At 71.5% G+C, this 17,915-nt stretch carries 19 protein-coding genes and 1 pseudogene; 6 read left to right on the top strand and 14 right to left on the bottom strand.

Translation table 11 applies throughout. The features are described from left to right. Positions 1 to 185: 185 nt before the first annotated feature. Positions 186 to 1,640 carry an alpha/beta hydrolase gene (locus MQN93_RS38490; protein WP_242713131.1) on the top strand — a complete coding sequence of 485 codons (1,455 nt, stop codon included), beginning with the start codon at positions 186 to 188 and terminating at the stop codon, positions 1,638 to 1,640. Positions 1,641 to 1,723: 83 nt separating this feature from the next. On the opposite strand, the gene ykgO is transcribed toward MQN93_RS38490, so the two are convergent. From ykgO to MQN93_RS38470, 4 genes are all read right to left on the bottom strand, one after another. After that, the gene (gene ykgO / locus MQN93_RS38485; protein WP_016431230.1) at positions 1,724 to 1,846 is read right to left on the bottom strand and encodes a type B 50S ribosomal protein L36; all 123 of its coding nucleotides are present in this window, start codon (positions 1,844 to 1,846) and stop codon (positions 1,724 to 1,726) included. Positions 1,847 to 1,849: 3 nt separating this feature from the next. After that, positions 1,850 to 2,116: a type B 50S ribosomal protein L31 gene (locus tag MQN93_RS38480; RefSeq protein WP_016431231.1), complete on the bottom strand. Its 267-nt coding sequence runs from the start codon at positions 2,114 to 2,116 to the stop codon at positions 1,850 to 1,852. 46 nt (positions 2,117 to 2,162) lie between these two features. Continuing rightward, complete coding sequence (gene rpmG, locus MQN93_RS38475; protein WP_128801299.1) at positions 2,163 to 2,327, bottom strand: 50S ribosomal protein L33; 165 nt, start codon at positions 2,325 to 2,327, stop codon at positions 2,163 to 2,165. Positions 2,328 to 2,442: 115 nt separating this feature from the next. Further along, positions 2,443 to 3,222 (bottom strand): sulfite exporter TauE/SafE family protein, encoded by a 780-nt coding sequence (locus MQN93_RS38470; protein ID WP_016431233.1) that lies wholly within the window; start codon positions 3,220 to 3,222, stop codon positions 2,443 to 2,445. Between the two features lie 98 nt (positions 3,223 to 3,320). Between MQN93_RS38470 and MQN93_RS38465 the strand changes: the two genes are divergently transcribed. From MQN93_RS38465 to MQN93_RS38450, 4 genes are all read left to right on the top strand, one after another. After that, complete coding sequence (locus MQN93_RS38465) at positions 3,321 to 4,130, top strand: alpha/beta hydrolase (protein WP_242713130.1); 810 nt, start codon at positions 3,321 to 3,323, stop codon at positions 4,128 to 4,130. Between the two features lie 83 nt (positions 4,131 to 4,213). After that, positions 4,214 to 4,696, top strand: a complete 483-nt coding sequence (locus tag MQN93_RS38460; RefSeq protein WP_016431235.1) for a Dps family protein — start codon at positions 4,214 to 4,216, stop codon at positions 4,694 to 4,696. 23 nt (positions 4,697 to 4,719) lie between these two features. Continuing rightward, on the top strand, positions 4,720 to 5,052 hold the full coding sequence (locus tag MQN93_RS38455) for a DUF3140 domain-containing protein (RefSeq protein ID WP_016431236.1): 333 nt from the start codon (positions 4,720 to 4,722) through the stop codon (positions 5,050 to 5,052). After that, positions 5,049 to 5,693, top strand: a complete 645-nt coding sequence (locus tag MQN93_RS38450; protein WP_242713129.1) for an HhH-GDP family DNA glycosylase — start codon at positions 5,049 to 5,051, stop codon at positions 5,691 to 5,693. Before MQN93_RS38455 ends, MQN93_RS38450 begins: the two co-directional genes overlap by 4 nt. Positions 5,694 to 5,744: 51 nt before the next feature. Here MQN93_RS38450 and MQN93_RS38445 read toward each other — a convergent pair whose 3' ends face one another. The 10 genes and pseudogenes from MQN93_RS38445 to MQN93_RS38400 all read right to left on the bottom strand — a co-directional run bounded on the left by MQN93_RS38445 (position 5,745) and on the right by MQN93_RS38400 (position 15,884). After that, the gene (locus tag MQN93_RS38445) at positions 5,745 to 6,434 is read right to left on the bottom strand and encodes an SDR family NAD(P)-dependent oxidoreductase (RefSeq protein WP_242713128.1); all 690 of its coding nucleotides are present in this window, start codon (positions 6,432 to 6,434) and stop codon (positions 5,745 to 5,747) included. After that, complete coding sequence (locus tag MQN93_RS38440) at positions 6,431 to 7,306, bottom strand: cupin domain-containing protein (RefSeq protein WP_242713127.1); 876 nt, start codon at positions 7,304 to 7,306, stop codon at positions 6,431 to 6,433. The genes MQN93_RS38445 and MQN93_RS38440 overlap by 4 nt, the downstream gene beginning before the upstream one ends. Further along, positions 7,303 to 8,653, bottom strand: a pseudogene (locus MQN93_RS38435) (amidohydrolase family protein). The gene MQN93_RS38440 and the pseudogene MQN93_RS38435 overlap by 4 nt, the downstream one beginning before the upstream one ends. A 50-nt stretch (positions 8,654 to 8,703) precedes the next feature. Beyond that, positions 8,704 to 9,702 carry an alpha-ketoacid dehydrogenase subunit beta gene (locus tag MQN93_RS38430; RefSeq protein WP_016431241.1) on the bottom strand — a complete coding sequence of 333 codons (999 nt, stop codon included), beginning with the start codon at positions 9,700 to 9,702 and terminating at the stop codon, positions 8,704 to 8,706. Further along, complete coding sequence (locus MQN93_RS38425; RefSeq protein WP_242713126.1) at positions 9,690 to 10,694, bottom strand: thiamine pyrophosphate-dependent dehydrogenase E1 component subunit alpha; 1,005 nt, start codon at positions 10,692 to 10,694, stop codon at positions 9,690 to 9,692. The genes MQN93_RS38430 and MQN93_RS38425 overlap by 13 nt, the downstream gene beginning before the upstream one ends. Further along, positions 10,694 to 12,028 carry a M24 family metallopeptidase gene (locus tag MQN93_RS38420; RefSeq protein ID WP_242713194.1) on the bottom strand — a complete coding sequence of 445 codons (1,335 nt, stop codon included), beginning with the start codon at positions 12,026 to 12,028 and terminating at the stop codon, positions 10,694 to 10,696. Before MQN93_RS38420 ends, MQN93_RS38425 begins: the two co-directional genes overlap by 1 nt. Positions 12,029 to 12,073: 45 nt before the next feature. Beyond that, a complete protein-coding gene (locus MQN93_RS38415; RefSeq protein WP_016431244.1) occupies positions 12,074 to 12,730 on the bottom strand; it encodes a helix-turn-helix domain-containing protein in 657 nt (218 codons plus the stop codon). 136 nt (positions 12,731 to 12,866) lie between these two features. Continuing rightward, entirely contained in the window at positions 12,867 to 13,727 is an 861-nt protein-coding gene (locus tag MQN93_RS38410) for a Cof-type HAD-IIB family hydrolase (RefSeq protein ID WP_242713125.1), read from the bottom strand. Between the two features lie 47 nt (positions 13,728 to 13,774). Beyond that, positions 13,775 to 15,226 (bottom strand): cytochrome P450 family protein, encoded by a 1,452-nt coding sequence (locus MQN93_RS38405; protein ID WP_242713124.1) that lies wholly within the window; start codon positions 15,224 to 15,226, stop codon positions 13,775 to 13,777. 163 nt (positions 15,227 to 15,389) lie between these two features. Further along, a complete protein-coding gene (locus MQN93_RS38400; RefSeq protein WP_016431247.1) occupies positions 15,390 to 15,884 on the bottom strand; it encodes a potassium channel family protein in 495 nt (164 codons plus the stop codon). 203 nt (positions 15,885 to 16,087) lie between these two features. Between MQN93_RS38400 and MQN93_RS38395 the strand changes: the two genes are divergently transcribed. Further along, entirely contained in the window at positions 16,088 to 17,008 is a 921-nt protein-coding gene (locus MQN93_RS38395; RefSeq protein ID WP_242713123.1) for a hypothetical protein, read from the top strand. The last annotated feature ends 907 nt before the right edge of the window (positions 17,009 to 17,915 follow it).

Here is a 17,915-nt window from a genome sequence, read left to right as displayed (position 1 = left end):
GGGGCGAGCGTACGAGGTCGCCGTCCAGAGGGAGAGCGCAGGGCCCGCCACGGCGCCGTCCGAGGGCCGCCGCGCCGCCGAACACTATGAACACAACGGTCAGAGCATGGTTCCCGGCCGCCCCCGCTCCTTAGCATCGCCGCCGACGGCGCGACGACGCGCCGACGAGGACGAGGAGCAGCGTCTTGGACAGATCGAGAACGCGCGCACTGATCCGCGCGGCGAGCCGCCGCCGGCGTACGGGAGTACTGGCCGTCCTGGCGGCCACGGTCTCCACCGCCCTGGCCGGAGCGCCTCCCGCACAGGCGACCGCGCCGCCGCCGTCGGTCGCCGCCTGCCCGGCCGAACTGGCCGACAAGGCAACGTGTTACACCGGCCAGGACGCCAACGGCGCGTACTACGCGATCGCCGTCCCCAAGGACTGGAACGGCTCCCTCGTCGTGCACGCGCACGGCGGCCCCGACCTCGGCGCCACCTCGGACCCGCAGCGCAGTGTGGACGACCTGGCCCGCTGGTCGGTGATGGTGGACGAGGGGTATGCCTGGGCGGGTTCGTCGTACCGCAGGGGCGGTTACGGCACGCGGATGGGCGCCGAGGACACCGAGAACGTGCGCCGGCTGTTCGTCGAGCGGTTCGGCAAGCCGGAGCGGACGTATGTGCACGGTCAGTCCTGGGGCGGTGACGTCGCCGCGAAGGTCGTCGAGACGTACGGGAAGAAGAACGGTCCCTACGACGGTGCGCTGCTCACCAGCGGTGTCCTGGGCGGCGGTTCGCGGGGGTACGACTACCGCGTGGACCTGCGCGTGGTCTACCAGTACTACTGCCACAACCATCCCCGCCCGACCGAGGTGCAGTACCCGCTCTGGGAGGGGCTGCGGGCCGGGTCGACGATGACGAGCGCGGGGCTGCGCGCCCGGCTGCAGGAGTGCACCGGTTACGCCTCGGCCCCCGAGGAGCGCACCGCGCTGCAGCAGCGCAACCTCGACGACATCCTGGCCGTCACGCGTATCCCCGAGCGCACGCTGGAGTCGCATCTGCGGTTCGCGACCTTCACGTTCCGTGACATCGTGCACGACCGGCTCGGCGGTCGTAACCCGTTCTCCAACGAGGGCGTGTGGTACTCCGGTTCGCATGACGACAAGGCGCTGAACGCCGGTGTCGAGCGGTTCTCCGCCGACCCGACCGCCGTACGCGATCTGTCCTACGACAGCGATCTCACCGGCAAGGTGTCCATCCCGGTGCTCACGATGCACGCGATCGACGATCCGACGGCGTTCGTGGAACACGAGGCGGCCTACCGGGCGACGCTTCAGGGCGCGCACCGGGACCGCTATCTGGTGCAGTCCTTCACCGACGAGCACGAGCACAGCCAGCTGAGCAACTCCGAGTACGCCAACTCGATCGCGGCGCTGGACAGTTGGGTGCGCACCGGCCACAAGCCGACGCCCCAGTCGCTCGCGGACTCGTGCGGCGCCTTCGACCGGACGTACGGCACGGGCTGTTTCTACGAGCCCGGCTTCCACCCCTCCCCCTACGCCTCGCGCATCCGGCCGCGGCCGGGCGGGCTGCAGTGGCCCGCCATGTCGGCGGCGCAGGAGAAGAAGTGGAGCAAGATCGACGGGGTCGGGATCGCCCCCTGAACAATGCCGCCGAGGGTGACATGGCGAAGGGCGCCTCCTGTCGGGAGGCCGCCCTTCGCCTTGCTCGTCAGCTGCCTGGCGCGTCAGCCCTGGCGGGCCTTGAAGCGCGGGTCCTTCTTGTTGATGACGAAGACCCTGCCGCGGCGGCGGACCACCTGGGCCCCGGGCTTGGCCTTCAGCGAGCGCAGGGAATTGCGCACCTTCATGGTTCAGCTCTCCTGGTGACGGGTCGCGGTGCGGCCGTAGCGGCGCTCGAAGAGCTCCACGCGGCCGGCGGTGTCCAGGACCCGCGACTTGCCGGTGTAGAAGGGGTGGCTCGCCGACGAGATCTCCACGTCGATGAGCGGGTACGTGTTCCCGTCCTCCCACTCGATCGTCTTCGACGAGTCGGCGGTGGAGCGGGTCAGGAACGCGGCGTTCGCGGCGCGGTCGCGGAAGACCACGAGGCGGGTGTCGGGGTGGATGCGGGGCTTCATGGGGTTACCTCCTCGGTGCCCTGGGTGCCGGGCGGCGCTGGTTCGTTCAGCGCTCCTCGCGGAACGCGACGTGCTCGCCGGCCACCGGGTCGTACTTGCGCAGGACCAGTCGGTCGGGGTTGTTCCGGCGGTTCTTGCGGGTCACATAGGTGACACCGGTGCCGGCCGTCGACTTCAGCCTGATGACGGGACGCGCGGTGCTGCGTGCCATGAGGTCCTCCCTTCGCCCACGCCCTGGATCACTGATCCGAGCATGTCAATCACAGTGGCTGTAACGCGGCGACCCCCCGCCGCATTCCCGCCCCCGCGACACCCTCTCGCGGGGCTCAGCGCAGCAGCAGCTGCAGGCCGCCCACGATCGTCGCCGCGATCACGAGCTGTTCGAAAAGGCGCTGGTTGATGCGGTCGACGGCCCACTTCCCGATGAACGCGCCGGGGACGACGAACACGGCGAGCGCGGCGTCGAGGAGCAGCGAGTGCCCGTCGATCAGGCCGAGCCCGGCGCTGAAGGGCACCTTCGAGACGTTCACGATCAGGAAGAAGAACGCCGACGTGCCGAGGAAGCCGAGCTTGCGGAAACCCGCCGAGAGCAGATACATCGACATCACCGGGCCGCCCGCGTTGGCGACCATCGTGGTGAAGCCGCCGAGGACGCCGTAGGAGCGGGCCTTGATGCGGCCGGAGCGGGTGGCCACGGAGTCCGGTTCGTCCTCGTCCTCGGCCTTCGCCGTACGCCGCCGCCAGATCGTCACGCCCGCCATCAGCAGCAGGATCGCGCCGATCGAGATGCGTACGACCGCGTCGTCGGCCCACACCAGGAAGAGCGTGCCCACGACCACGCCCGCGGCGACCGCCGGGAACAGCCGCCACAGGGTCGGCCAGTGGGCGTGCCGGCGGTAGGTGAGGACGGCGAGGACGTCGCCGACGATCAGGACGGGCAGCAGTACGCCGGTGGAGGCGCGGGCCGGCAGGACCGCCGCGAAGATGGCGAGGCTCACCGTGTTCGCCCCGCTCACGGCCGTCTTGGAGAAGCCGACGAGGAGAGCCGCGAAGGCGAGGGCGGCGAACTCCCAGCCGGATATGTGCCAGAGCGTCATCGTGTCCATGCGGAGACCGATGGTATGTGCAGACATACGGTCCGGTCAGTACCGTCTCGCCTGTTGGCCACCACAGGCAGCACCGTTCACCGACCGCTGGAGGAGACATGGCCGAGGCCCGCGAGCACGTGCTGACCGGCACCCGGGGCACGATCACCGCACGCGAGTGGCCCCCGGAGCAGCCGCGGTACGTCGCGCTGGTGGTGCACGGGTACGGCGAGCACGTCGGGCGGTACGAGGAACTGGCCGGTGTGCTGACCGCACACGGCGCGGCCGTGTTCGGCCCCGACCACATGGGGCACGGCGCCTCGGCCGGCGAGCGGGTGCTGATCGAGGACTTCGAGGAGGTCGTCGACGACGTCCACGCCGTCGCCGACCTGGCCCGCCGCACGCATCCGGGGGTACCGCTCGTCCTGATCGGGCACTCCATGGGAGGCCTGATCGCCGCCCGCTACGCCCAGCGCCACGGCGACGAACTCGCCGCGCTCGTGCTGTCGGGACCGGTGATCGGCGCCTGGGAGCTGCCGGGGCGGCTGCTGGCGCTCGACGAGATCCCCGACACACCCATCAGTCCCTCCGCGCTCTCCCGGGACCCGGCGGTCGGCGCCGCCTATGCCGCCGATCCGCTGGTCTGGCACGGTCCGATGAAGCGGCCGACCGTCGTGGCGTTCGCCCGGATGCTCGAGACGATCACCGAGATCGGCGACATCGGCCGGCTCCCGCTGCTGTGGCTGCACGGCGCGGACGACCGGATCGTGCCCCTGGCCGGGAGCCGGATCGGCGTCGAGCAGCTGGACGGCGGCCACCTCACCGAGCGGGTCTACGACGGTGCCCGGCACGAGGTGTTCAACGAGACGAACAAGGCGGAGGCCTTCGCCGATCTGATCCGCTTCCTGGACGGCGTGCTCACTGGCTGAGACGAATCCGGGCGTACCGGGACGGTGTTTGCACCGGTCCGACCTGGGCACTGGGGACATTACGCCAAGAGGAGAGGAACCCCATGTCTGTCGTGAAGAGCACGCTTCCGGAATCGGCGCAGAAGGTCGTCGGCCAGGCCCTGCAGAGCACTCTCGTGGATCTTCTCGGACTTTCGCTGATCGGGAAGCAGGCGCACTGGAACATCGTCGGCCCGCGGTTCCGGTCGATCCATCTCCAGCTCGACGAGGTGGTCAGCACGGCACGCACCTTCTCGGACACGGTGGCGGAGCGCTCCGCCGCGCTCGGCCTGCCGCCCGACGGCCGGCCCGAGACCATCGCGGCGACCTGCACGCTGCCCGGCCCGAAGGACGGCTGGCTGAAGGACACCGAGGTCGTCCAGGTGATCGTGGACGCCCTGGAGGCCGCGATCGGGCGGCTGCGCGAGCGCATCGCCGCGACCGACGAGGCGGACCCGGTCACCCAGGACCTGCTGATCTCCATCACCGCCGAGCTGGAGAAGCAGCGGTGGATGTTCGACGCGGAGAACTGGCCCCGGGACAACTGAGCCGCCGTGGAGAGGGGTGCGCGATGACCGACGCCCTCGAACTGGACGCGCTGTGGGAGGACTTCCACCGCGCGGTCAACATGACGTCGCAGGAACTGGCCGCCTGGCTGCGGGTCAGTGACGCCACCGAGAGCTTCGAACCGCTGCCGGACCGGGCGGGTACGCCGACCGGACAGCACGTTCTCGCCATCCTGCAGAAGCGGCGCACCGACCTCACCGACGAGGACATCCGGGTGATGTACCAGGTGGTGGACACGGTGGAGGATCAGGCGGACGTGGCGGACGAGCCCGTTGCCGAGGACTCCGAGCGCCGGCACCGGCTGATGACGATCGGCCACGACCCCCTCAAGCCGTGACCGGCCACAAGGACGTGGTGCGGGCGCTCGTCGGCTCGCACGGGCGGACGTTCGCCGAGGAGGCGGGCATCACGCTCAGGGACACGCCCCAGCCGCTGTACCGGCTGCTGGTCCTCGCGCTGCTGCTCAGCGCCCGCATCCGCGGGTCCGTCGCCGTGGCCACCGCCCGTGAGCTGTACGCGGCGGGGCTGCGCGACCCGCGCCGGATGGCCGGGGCGGACTGGCAGCAGCGCGTGGACGCCCTCGGCCGGGGCGGCTACCGGCGCTACGACGAGCGCACGGCCACTCAACTCGGTGACGGCGCCGAGCTGTTGACCGAGCGCTGGGGCGGTGATCTGCGCCGTATGCGCAAGGAGGCGGACGGCGACACCGGCCGACTGCGCGATCTGCTCCAGCAGGTCCCGGGCCTGGGCCCGGCCGGCGCCGACATCTTCCTGCGCGAGGTCCAGCGGGTCTGGCCGGAGGTCGCACCGTACCTGGACCGCAAGGCCCTCGACGGTGCGGCCCGGCTGGGCCTGCCGAAGGACTCCGACCGGATACGGCTGGCGGGTGACACCGAACCGGCCGTACTGGCCGCCGCGTTGGTGCGCGCCGCACTCGACAAGGACGTGGTCGAGGAGAGCCGGCGCCGGGCGGCATGACGACTCACGTCGATCCGCTCACGTCGACGGTTCTCCTGGGTGAGTGGCGACTCACCCCAGCAGCCACCCCCCGTCCACACTCAACTCCACCGCGTTGACCGACCTGTTGCGCAGCAGGAAGTCCACCGCGTCCACGACGTCCGCCATGGTGGCCAGCCGTCCGGTCGGTGTTTTCGCGCGGAGTCCGGCCAGCACCTCCTCGGGCTTGTCGCGCCAGTGGGGGCTGTCACCGACGACCCCGGGGTGGACGGCGTTGACGCGGATCGGGGCGAGTTCGACCGCGAGGGTGTTCACCAGGCCCCGTACGCCCGCGTTGACCGTCGCCACCGTCGTCGCGCCGGGGTAGGGGCGCTCCTTGGCCTGGCCGCCGAACAGGACGATCGCGCCGTCGTCGGGCATGCGCGGCCGCAGACAGTGCACGACCTCGGTGTAGCCGACGAGTTTGAGGGTCACGAGGCGCAGCGCGGCGCCGATGTCGTATTCGGTGGCGCGGTTCTCGTCGCGCGAGATGCCCGCGAGGACGAGATGGTCGACGCGTCCCACGTCCGCGAGGCCGTCCGCGAGGTCGTGCGGGCGGGACAGGTCGAGGGCGAGGCCGCGGGCGCCGATCTCCTTGGCGACGGCGTCGGCGCGGTCGGGGTCACGGCCGGTGAGGACGACCTCGTCGCCCCGTTCCGCGCGGACGCGGGCGAACTCGCGGCCGATGCCCGACGTGCCGCCGACGACCAGGACGCTGCTCATGACTCCAGGGCCTCCCTCAGATAGTCCCAGTCCCGGGTGAACCGGTACGAGTGGCGCGGCGGCGGCTGCGGTGCCTGTGTCTCCAGCCAACGCAGCGGTCCCTGACCGGCGTTGGCGAAGCCGTGCACACAACCGGCGCCCGCCCAGGCGCAGTCGCCGGGTCCGAGGCGGTAGCGCTCGCCGTCGAAGACGGCGTCCGCCTCCCCTTCGAGGAAGTAGTACGTCTCCTCGAAGGGGTGGTCGTGGGTGCCGGCGACCCCGTCGGGTGCGTACTGCACCATGAACATCGTCGAGGCGACCGCGCCGAGATCGCTGTCGACCATCATCTTGACCGTGATGCCGCTGTAGACGAGCAGTGCGGTGCGCATGCTCGCCGAGACGGCCAGCAGGTCCTGGGACTGTTTGCCCGGGTCCATCTGGGCGGGCTCGAAGTGGCCGAAGCGGCGGGTGCGCGGATCGCGCACGTCGATACGTACGGGGTCGCGCTCCGGCAGGTCGGACACCCGCTGCGTGTCGTGGTCGTAGCGCGCCCGCGGCACGGGCGCCAGCATGTCCGCCCAGCGCGCGGCCGTGTCGCCGGAGCCGCGCCAGGCGTGGGGCACGCCCGTCGGGAGGATGCCGTAGTCGCCCTCCTCCAGGAGGTACGAGCCGTCCGGCACGTCGAGGACGACGGCGCCGTCGAGGATGTGGAAGCTCTCCTCGTAGGAGTGCACATGCGCCAATACCCGTCCGTCCGAGCGCAGTTGGCACAGGCCGAAGCCGGTGTGCACGCTGCCGTCGTCCTCGCCGACCAGTGTCCGGCGCCGGTGGCCGTGTGTGTCGTACGGCGGCTCGGGCACCTCGGCGGCCCGCCGCACCAGATGCCGGGTCATGCCGTCTGCTTCGCCTCCTTCGCCGCCAGGAGCCGGTCGCGGGACTCCTCGACGAGCCGCCGGGCGCGCGACGTCGCCCGTCAGCTTCCCGTCGCGCTTGTGGATCACGCCGTCGACGACGACCGTCTCGACGTTGGACACGTCCGCGCACAGCGTGACCGCGGAGGCCGCGTCGTGCACCGGGGCCACGTTGAGCGCGGTGGCGTCGAGGGCGACGACGTCGGCGCGCTTGCCGGGGGTCAGGGAACCGGTGCGGTGCTCCAGTCCCGCGACATGCGCGCCGTTCGCCGTCGCGATCTCCAGCATCCGACGGGCCGTCAACATGGTGTCCGGAACAGGCATGTTGGCCTTCCAGCAGTCGGCGTTGACCCGGGCCCGCTCGGCGCCGAAGGCCGCGCGGATCTGGGTGAACATGTCGCCGGGCACGGTGGTGACGACGTCGATGCTGAGCGAGGGCCGCAGTCCGTACTCGATGGCCTTCATCACGGGCGGCCAGCCGTGTCCCATCTGGGTCTCGACCTGCGGTGCGACGGACACCGTGCCGCCGCTGTCGGCGACCATCCGCCACTCGTCCTCGCTCAGATAGCAGCAGTGGACGTAGGTGGTGTCCGGGCCCAGGAGCCCCAGGTCGCTGAGTTGCTTGACCATGCCGAAGCGGCCGGCGAGCCGGCCCATCGCCACATGCACGGTGATCGGGATGTCCAGTTCGCGGGCGAGCGCCCACTCGGAGGTGACGACGTCGCCCAGGCAGAAGCCGGGGCCGCGGGTGGCGAGGGCCATGGTCAGCAGGCCGTCGTCGGAGGCGAAGTACGTGTCGCGGATGCGGCGCACGTCGTCACCGGGGATCGCGATCTTGCTCTCGAACCAGTAGTCGGCGAGGGAGGTGTTGGCGCTGCCGTAGGCGTACTGGGCGCGGATGCCGGACTCGGTGAGTGCCTGGATCGCCGCGTCCGGGTGTGCGGGCGTGTTGTTGATGTGGGACCAGTCGACGAGCGTCGTGATGCCGGCGTTGAGGCACTCCAGTGCGCCGGCCAGGTTGGCCGCGTACACGTCCTCGGGGGTGTACAGCGGGGCGAAGGTGTCGAGGATGTCGACGAAGTAGTCGTCGAGCGTGGCGTCGGGGGCGACGCCCCTGATGGAGGCCTCCCAGGTGTGGCGGTGGGTGTCGACGAAGCCGGGGATCACGATGCGCCCGGTCATGTCGAGGACCTCGGCGTCGGCGCTGATCTCCGGCTGCACGGCGGCGATCTTCCCGTCCTCGATGAGGACGTCACCCCTCGGCAGGTCCCCGACGGAGGCGTCCATGGAGATCACGTGCCCCGCGCGAAGCAGGATCCGATCGGTCATCGCGCTTCCTCCTCAGGGGTGTTCGGTACGGGGTGTTCAGTACGGGGTGCTCAATACGCGGCGAGACTGCGGACGGCCGCCACGAGCTTGTCGACGGTGGGGATGACCCGTTCCTCGAGCGCGTCGGCGAACGGCAGCGGCACGCACTCCCCCGCGACCCGGCGCACGGGCGCGTCGAGGAGAGCGAACCCCTCGTCGGCGACGACCGAGACGAGGGTGGCGCCCCAGCCGCCCTGGTACGGGTTCTCCTCGACGGTCACGAGCCGTGAGGTCTTCGCCAGGGAGGCGAGGACGGTGGCGGTGTCCAGGGGGACGAGGCAGCGCAGGTCCACGACCTCCGCGTCGATGCCCTCCTCGGCGAGCCGCTCGGCGGCCCGCAGCGCCATCGGCACCATGGCGGCGAGCGCCACCAGCGTCACGTCGGCGCCCTCGCGGACGACGGCTGCGCGGCCCAGTTCGACGACATGGCCGGGCGGCGGCGGGGCGCCCTTGCTGGCCAGCAGCCCCTTGTGCTCGAAGAAGACGACGGGGTCGTCGCTGCGGACGGCCGCCGCCATCATGCCGATGACGTCGGCGGGGGTGGCGGGTGCGGCGATCTTCAGGCCGGGGACGGTGAGCGCCCAGTTCTCGGTGGACTGCGAGTGCTGGGCGCCGAAGCCGAGCCCGCCACCGTTGGCGGTCCGCACGACGAGCGGAACGGTGACCTGACCGCCCGTCATATAGCGGACCTTGGGGATCTCGTTGGCGAGGTAGTCCCAGCAACAGGCCAGGAAGTCGGAGAACATGATCTCGGCGACCGGGCGCATCCCGGTCATGGCGGCGCCCATCGCCGCGCCCACGATGGCCTGTTCGGAGATGGGCGTGTCCCACACCCGCTCGGGCCCGAACTCCTTGAACAGCCCGACGGTCGTCTTGAACACCCCGCCGGCCTCGCCGATGTCCTCACCCAGGCATACGACGGTGGCGTCGCGCCGCATCTCGCGGGCGATGCCCTCGGCGACCGCGTCCCGGTAGCTGATCACGTCACGGTCCGTCGTCACGTCCGCCATGCCGCACCTCCGTCCGCCCATACGTCGGTCAGCGCCTCGGCCGGATCGGGCGGTGGCGCGTTCTTCGCCGCGTCGACCGCTTCCTCTACGGCGTCACGGGCGCGCTCGTCGGCCGCCGTGAGCGTCTCCTCGGGCACGCCCAGTTCGGCGAGCCGGCCGCGCGCGAGGTCCAACGGGTCGTGCTTGAGCCAGCGTTCGACCTCCTCGGCCGGGCGGTAGGTGGCCGGGTCGGCGCGGCTGTGCCCGAAGTGGCGGTAGGTCTCGGCCTCCAGCAGGGCGGGCCCTTCTCCGGCCCGGGCCCGTCGGGCCAGCGCGGCCACGGCGTCCCGGACGGCGACGACGTCGTTGCCGTCGACGACCTCGCCCGGGATGCCGTAGGAGGGGGCGCGGTCGGCCGCGGGGCGGGCGACGGCGGTGACGTCGGCGATGGGCGTGTACTCCATGTACAGGTTGTTCTCGCAGACGAACAGCACCGGCAGCTTCCATACGGCGGCCAGGTTGAGCGACTCGTGGAAGGCGCCGATGTTGGTGGCGCCGTCGCCGAAGAAGGCGACGGCGATCTGTCCGGTGCCGCGCAGCCGGGCCGACCAGGCGGCGCCGACCGCCATCGGAAGGTGGGCGCCGACGATGGCGTAGGAGCCGAGCATGTGGCCGGAGGCCTTGGTGAGGTGCATGGAGCCGCCCTTGGCCCGGCACAACCCCGTTGCGCGGCTCATGAGTTCGGCGAGGCACTCCTCGGGGGTGGCGCCGCGGGCCATGGCGTGGTGGTGGCCGCGGTAGGTGGCGAAGACGTAGTCGTCGTCGCGCAGGGCGGCGCTCGCGCCGACGGCGATCGCCTCGTGGCCGGCCGCGAGATGGGTGGTGCCCTTGACCAGGCCGGACATGAACAGGTCGTGGGCGGCCTTCTCCGTACGGCGGATGACGGCCATCTGCTCGTACAGGGCGAGGAGTTCATCGCGCAGTTCGTCACGGGATTCGTCGCGGTCGGTCATCAAGCACCCCCGTCGGCCCGGGTGTTGAGGTGGGACTGGGACTCGCGGCGGGTGTTGAGCTCGCCGCCGACGGTCCAGTACTTGCGGCCCGCGACGAGCAGTTCCTCGGCCGGGAACTTGGTGATGACCTCGCAACCGTCGGTGGTGACGACCAGCTCCTCCTCGATCCGGGCCGCGGACCAGCCGTCGGCGGCCGGCCAGTAGGTCTCCAGGGCGAACACCATGCCCTCTTCGAGGACTTCGGGGTGGTCGAGGGAGACCAGCCGGCTGAAGATCGGCTTCTCCCAGATCGACAGGCCGACCCCGTGTCCGTACTGCAGGGCGAAGGCGGCCGTCTCGTCGGCGAAGCCGAACTCCTCGGCGCGCGGCCACACTTGGACGATGTCGGCGGTGGTGGCGCCGGGGCGGACGAGGGCGATGGCCTGGTCCATGTACTCGCGGCAGCGGACGTAGGCGTCGCGCTGGGCGCGGGAGGCGCTGCCGACGGCGAAGGTGCGGTAGTAGCAGGTGCGGTAGCCGAGGTGGCTGTGCAGGATGTCGAAGAAGGCGGGGTCGCCGGGGCGGATCAGGCGGTCGCTGTAGACGTGCGGGTGGGGTGAACAGCGTTCGCCGGAGATGGCGTTGACGCCTTCGACGTATTCGCTGCCGAGGTCGTACAGCACCTTGCTGACCAGGCCTACGCACTCGTTCTCGCGGACCCCGGGGCGCAGGTACCCGTACAGCTCCTCGTAGGCGGCGTCGACCATCGCGCAGGCCTGGGTGAGCAGGGAGATCTCGTCGCGGGTCTTGGTGCGGCGGGCCTCCAGGAAGACCTGCTGGCCGTCGACGACGTCGATGCCCTCGGCGCGCAGTGCGGCGAGGACGGGCATTTCGGCGACGTCGATGCCGAGGGGTTCGTTCGCGAGGCCGTGTTCGCGCAGTTCGGCGGCGATCTTGCGGGCGACGTCCTCGGCGATCCCGGCGTTCGGGTGGAAGGCGCCGCGCAGGGTGGAGATCCCGGCGCGGGCGCCGGTGGGCGGGCCGTCCTTGCCGTCGCTGTAGTCCAGCCAGGGGTTGTAGATCTGGTGGTGGCGGGCGGCGGAGCCGAAGTCCCAGACCACCGGTTCGCCGCCGCGCACGAGCAGGGCGAAGCGGATCAGCTTGTCCATCGCCCAGGTGCCGATGTGCGTGGCGGTCATGTAGCGGATGTTGGCGAAGTCGAAGCTCAGCACGGCGCCGAGCGACGAGCGGTTCAGTGAGTCGTTGAGCCGGGCCAGCCGCTGTCGGCGCAGCCGGTCCAGGTCGATGCGCTCTTCCCAGTCGACGGCATTGGGGCCGTAGGTACGGATCGCCATGACGACCACCCCCACTTCGGAGTGAACGACCATGCGGCACGAGTGTCAAGTGTCACTGAACACGAACCAGATTCCGACGGCCGGTTCCTCTCCATCGTTGCGGTAGCGGTGCGGGGTCGTCGACTCGAAGCACACCGCGTCGCCGGGGCGCAGTGTGTACTCCTCGAAGCCGAGCGTGAGGATCAGCTCGCCCGAGGTCAGACAGCCGTACTCGGTGCCCGCGTGCCGCATCAGACCGCCCGAGCCGGAGGAGGCACCGCCGGGCCGGTAGGTCACCTGGAGGAAGTCGACATCTGTGCCGGGCACGTGCCCGAGGCGCTCCCACACCACCCCCGAGTCCAACTCCAGCACCTCCCGCTCCCCGGGCGTGACCACCGGGCCGATACGACGGCCTGGATCTGCGGCGAAGGCGGCCAGGGCGTGCAGGACGGGTCCAGGTGCCGCGGCAGCCGAGGAGGCGGCGGCGAGCGGTGGGGCGGCGGTGCTCTCCGCGGCATCGAAGAGCGACTCCAGGGAGATGCCGAGCGCCGTCGTGATGGCGTAGAGGGTGCTCACCGACGGCTGGCTCTTACCGGTCTCGATCTGCGACACCAGACTCGCGGAGACACCGACGTCCCGGGCGAGGGCGCGCAGGCTCACGCCTTTGGCGGTGCGCGCCTGGCGGATGCGCGCCCCGACCGGCGGCACGGCGGCGGGAGACACGGCGGCTCCTCTCCGGTGGGGGATGCCCACGTGCGGGACGTCCAGCCCCGTTGGCCGGATGTCCAGCCCCATTGAACAGCCGGGAGCGACCGGGGCGCCAGAGCCGCTGGTGAGGCCCACGGCGGCCCGCCGTGTGTCAGGCCCGCAGGCCCAGCACCCGTCTGATCGTGCGCAGTACGCCGTTGTCGTTGTTGGACGGGGCGAGGTGGCGGGCGCGGGCGATGACGTCGGGGTGGGCGTTGGCCATGGCGAACGACCACTCGGCGGCGTCGAGCATCTCCAGGTCGTTGAGGTAGTCCCCGAACACCATGGTCTGGGCGGGGGTGATGCCCAGCTCGGTCTGCAGCCGGCGCAGGGCGGCGCCCTTGTCGGCGGTGCGGTTCATGACGTCGACCCAGTGTTCGCCGGAGACGACGACCTGGTGGGTGGCGGAGAAGGGCGCCAGGGCGGGGGCGGTGGTGTGCGCGGCGGAGCCGAAGTCGAAGAGGGCGACCTTGATGACGTCGTCGTCGAGCGCGGTGGCGTCCTCGACGACGCGATGTTCGACGTAGTACTTGCGCACCTCGGCGAGGAACGGCTCGTCGGAGCGCTCGACATAGGCGGAGCGCTTGCCGCAGACGACGGCGCCCACGTCGACCCCGTCGGCGACCAGTCCGCGCACGGCCCGCACGATGCGGGCGGCGACCTCGGGATCCAGCGGGTCCGAGCTCAGCTCCACGCCGTCGCGCACCACATAGGTGCCGTTCTCGGCGATGAACACCATGCCCTCGGCCACGTCCGCGAACTCCCGTGCCAGCGTGGCGTACTGGCGTCCGCTCGCCGGGCTGAACAGCACCCCGCGGCGGCGCAGTTCGGCCAGCGTCTCCCACAGTCCCGGCGGAATCCGCTTCGCGTCGTCCAGGAGCGTGCCGTCCATGTCGGTGACGATCAGCCGGATGTCGGCGGAGCCGCTGGGCAGGTCGGGGGTGGTCGGGAGGGGCGCGGGGGCGGTGGACATGACCTGCTTCCGGTGGGGGACGGCGACGGTCCCGCCAGCCTACGTGGTCAGGTGTTCGACCTGATCAGCCCGGTCAGGTAGCGCCACAGCGAGGACCGCCGCCGGGCCGACTGCCGGTCCGCCACGGCGGGTGCGTCCAACGCGTCCGATGCGTGAGATGCGTCCGGCACGTCCGGCACGCTCGGTGGTGCCAGCTGCGGTACCGGCCCGACCAGCTCGTAGCGCACCGGCAGCGACCGCAGTCCCCGCATGAACGGCGAGGAGCGCCACGGCAGTTGGTCGACCGGGAGGGCGAGTTCCAGATGCCCGAACCGTTCGAAGACGCGGCGCACGCCCGCCGACGCGATGCTCGACGCCAGCTCGCGGGCCGGGCACTGGCGGGGCCCCGCGCCCCACGACAGATGCGCCCGGGTGCTGACGTCCGCGCCCGATGTTGTACGGGTGGCGAAGAGGGGGTCGGCGTGCGCGGCGGCGGCCGAGACCCACACGGGGTCGCCCGCCCGGATGGTGTGGTTGCCGAGCGGGGAGTCCTCGGCGGCGAACCTCGGCACGAAGTTCACCAGGGGCGGCTTGCGCATGACCACCCGGTTCATGGTCTCCCGGATCATCCCGGCGGACAGGGCGGTGCGCACTCCGCCGTCGCTCTCCCCGGCGATCACCTCGACGACGGTGTTGGAGATGAGGATGCCGACGTGGTCGGAGACCATGCCGAGCAGCATGAACAGCTCCCGGGCCAGCGCGTCCACGGACAGGTCCGGGTGGGCGGCCAGCAGGTGGGAGGGGAAGTCGTCGCCGGGCTTCTCGGTCTTGGCGGCGGCCAGCTCGGTGAGCGTGACCAGCAGACGTTCGAGAGCGGGCTCGGCGTCGGGTCCCGCGTCCAGCACCCGCCACATGTCCATCAGGGCGTCGTCGCCCTGGGAGCCGGGAAAGCCGAGCAGATGGCTCGCGGCCATCAGCGGCAGCGGCCGGGAGAACTGCGCCGACAGGTCGGCCACACCCGTACGTCCGCCCTGCGCGAGCAGCGTGATCAGCTCGTCGGCGTAGCCGGTGACGGCCGCTCTGAGCTGCTTGGCCTGCGGGTTGCGCGGGTCCTGGAACGGCCGCAGGGCCATGTCCCACGCGCCGCGCAGGGAACGGTAGCCCGGGCCGCCCTGGATCAGCACATGGTTGACCTCCAGGGAGGGGCCGAGCGGCCAGTCGGCGGGGACTCGGCCCTCGGAACGGGCCCGCCAGTTCTCCAGACCCTTGGGCCAGGCGGCGTCGTCCTGGAGGATCTGGAGCGACTCGCGGTAGCCGAGGACCAGCCAGGCGGGCACGCCCAGCAGGTCGACCGGTGCGACAGGGCCGTGCCGTTCGCGCAGCCGCTCGTAGACGAGTTCGGGGCGGGTCTCGTAGTCCCGGGTCAGCAGCGGCTCCGGCGCCAGGTCCTCCAGTCGTGTGCCGTCCGGCGTCGCGTGCCCTCCGTCGCCTTCGCCACCGTCGACCAGGTGGAACTCCATGCCTCCGCCGCCCTTCGCCACCGCCTGTGACGGTCCGCACGCTGCGGGTGCTTGCGGACCCGGGAGGGACCGTATCTCAGAGGTCACACGGGTCACAGGGCGGGGTACTGGTCGGTAGTCAGCGGGGCGTTGGTCGGTCGTGAGTGGGGGCACAGGCCGGTGGTCAGTGGCGCTGTGGGGGTTGCTCGCGGCCACCACTGCCGCCTTCGCCGCCCACCATTCGCTCCAGCCGGTCGAAGCGCTCGTGCAACGCACGGACCGTCTCTTCGCCCAACTCCTCGGCGTGGTGGGCGAGATGGTGGCGGCGGCGTTGCTCCCGGCCGACGAACCAGGTCGCCAGGGCCGCGGTGACCATGCCGTACGTGGTGATCCCGACGATCATCACGACGGCCCCGACGACGCGGCCGCCGAGGGTCACGGGGAAGAAGTCGCCGTAGCCGACGGTCGTGGCCGTCTCGATCGACCACCACAGAGCCTGGGGATACGTCTTCAGATTGGCGCGCGGTGCGTCGTGTTCGGCGGCGACGACGGCCCAGGCGCCGAGCAGCATCACCACCCCGAGGACGGCCGTGGCCGCACCCGCCGCCTTCAGATGCAGCGAACGGCCCGGCCGGCCGAGCAGCAACTCGACCGCCCTGGCGAGGAATCCGGGCAGCACGGTCACTCCTTGGCACGCGTCGGCATGGGGCCAGTGTCACCGCGGGCGGGGGTGCGGGCATGCCGGGCGGGGCGTTCGAGTTCTACGTCGGCCCTCGGGGCACTCCCCCGAACGGACCGGGTGCGCTGGTGGGCCGGTGTCGCCGGTGGTGCGCTGAACAGAGCCCCCCCCTGTCCGTCGCGGTTTCCCTGGAGGCGTCCACCATGTCCCGACACCCGTCCCTGCCCCGATACCTCAAGGCCCCGGTGGGTGCCTCCACCGCTCGTGTGGTCGCGTCCGCGCTGGCCACGGCCGCGCTGCTGACCACCGCGGCCTGTTCCGGCGACGGGGAGGGCGGCGGCTCGGGTTCCGGGGCCTCGGACGTCGCCGCCTCACCGCTGGCGGCACAGACGCCCACGTCGTCGCCCACCACCTCGCCCGCGTCCTCGCCTGCCTCCTCCCCCGCGTCCTCACCCGCCACCTCCGCCCCGTCCCGGCTCACCGAGGCCGGGGCCCGGTCCGCGCTGATCACCGAGGAGGACATCGAGGACCACTGGAACCAGGTCAAGGACGCCTCCAAGTGGCATGACACCCTCCTGATCGGCAAGGTCGACGTCGCCGACTTCCTGACCGCCAAGGCGGACGCCGCCGACTGCCAGAAGTTCCTCGACGCGCTCTACTCCGACCAACTGCTGGGCAAGCCGTCCGGCGCATCCGCGCTCAGAGGGTTCGAACAGGGCGACTCCCGCCTCCTCTACCAGGTGGCCTCCTACGACTCCGGGCAGCTGAACTCGTCCCTGGCCTGGCTCAAGACGCTGCCGGTCAAGTGCGACCGGTTCACCGTGACCGACTCCAAGGGCGCCAAGCGGACCGTCGAGGTCACCGAGGGGTCGGTGCCCGCCGTGGGCGACGCCCGGCAGGATCTGCGGGTGGTGGTGCAGGGCGACACGAACGGCGAGGCCACCACGCTCACCCTCGACGTCGCCGTCGTACGCGTCGGCGAGGACGCCATCACCGTCACCGCAGGCGGCCTCGAAGGCGACGAGCAACAGTCCACCGACCAGGCGGCGACCAAGGGCACCCAGCGCCTCAAGGACGTCCTCTCCGGCAAGACCCCAGCAGCGGGCCCGGGCCACTCCGGCTGACCAGCGCGGCTACTCCCGGGGCCGCCAATCCCGCTGACGCCCAACTCGGCTGGCCCGAGCCGATCGCGCTGACGCCCGACTCGGCTCCGGGGCCGGCCAATCCCGCTGACCGCCTACAACCGCTGTTCCGGAACCTGCTGGTCATGCCGACCGCCAACACCCACCCCCGGCCGGCCGCACCCGCCAGCCACCGACACCTGCCCCGGACCGCCCGCACTCGCCCGCCGATCCGGCCGAAACCGCCAACGCGCCCGCGGTCGACCGGACCTGGCAACCGCGGACACCCGCCAGCCCGAGCCGCGGCCGATCCCACTGACCGTCAACACCCACCCCAAACCAGCCGCAGCCGACGACCACCGACACCAGCCCCCCAGGCCGACCGGTCCCGCCGACCAGGCAACGCAGCTCCCCCAGGCCGACCGGTCCAGGCGACCACCAACGCCGCTCCCCCAGGCCGACGGGTCCCGCCAACCACCGACACCCGCTCCTCCGGATCGCGGCCGATCCCACCGACCGCCAACTCCGCTCCCCCAGGCCGACCGGTCCTGGCGACCACCGACAACCGCCTGCCCGGACCGCGGTCGGTCCCACTGACCGTCAACACCCACCCCGAACCAACCGCACCCGGCGCCCACCGAAGGCCCGGGCCGACCGGACCCGCCAACCACCAACTCCGCTCCCCCAGGCCGACCGGTCCCGCTGACCACCGACACCCCGCTCGGCCGATCGGCCAGTCCCGACGACCACCGACCGCTCGCCCGGATCGCGGCCGATCCCGCCGACCACCAACTCCGCTCCCCCGACCACCCGGCGCCACCAACCACCAACACCACCTCCCCGAACCGCCCAACCCCACCGCCCACCAACACCGCTCCCCCGACCACCCAACCCCACCCCCCCAAACCCA

The organism is Streptomyces spinosisporus (assembly GCF_022698145.1).
GTDB lineage: Bacteria > Actinomycetota > Actinomycetes > Streptomycetales > Streptomycetaceae > Streptomyces > Streptomyces spinosisporus.
The sequence above is the reverse complement of the archived record's forward strand: the minus strand, read 5'-3'. Positions and strand labels throughout refer to the sequence as shown.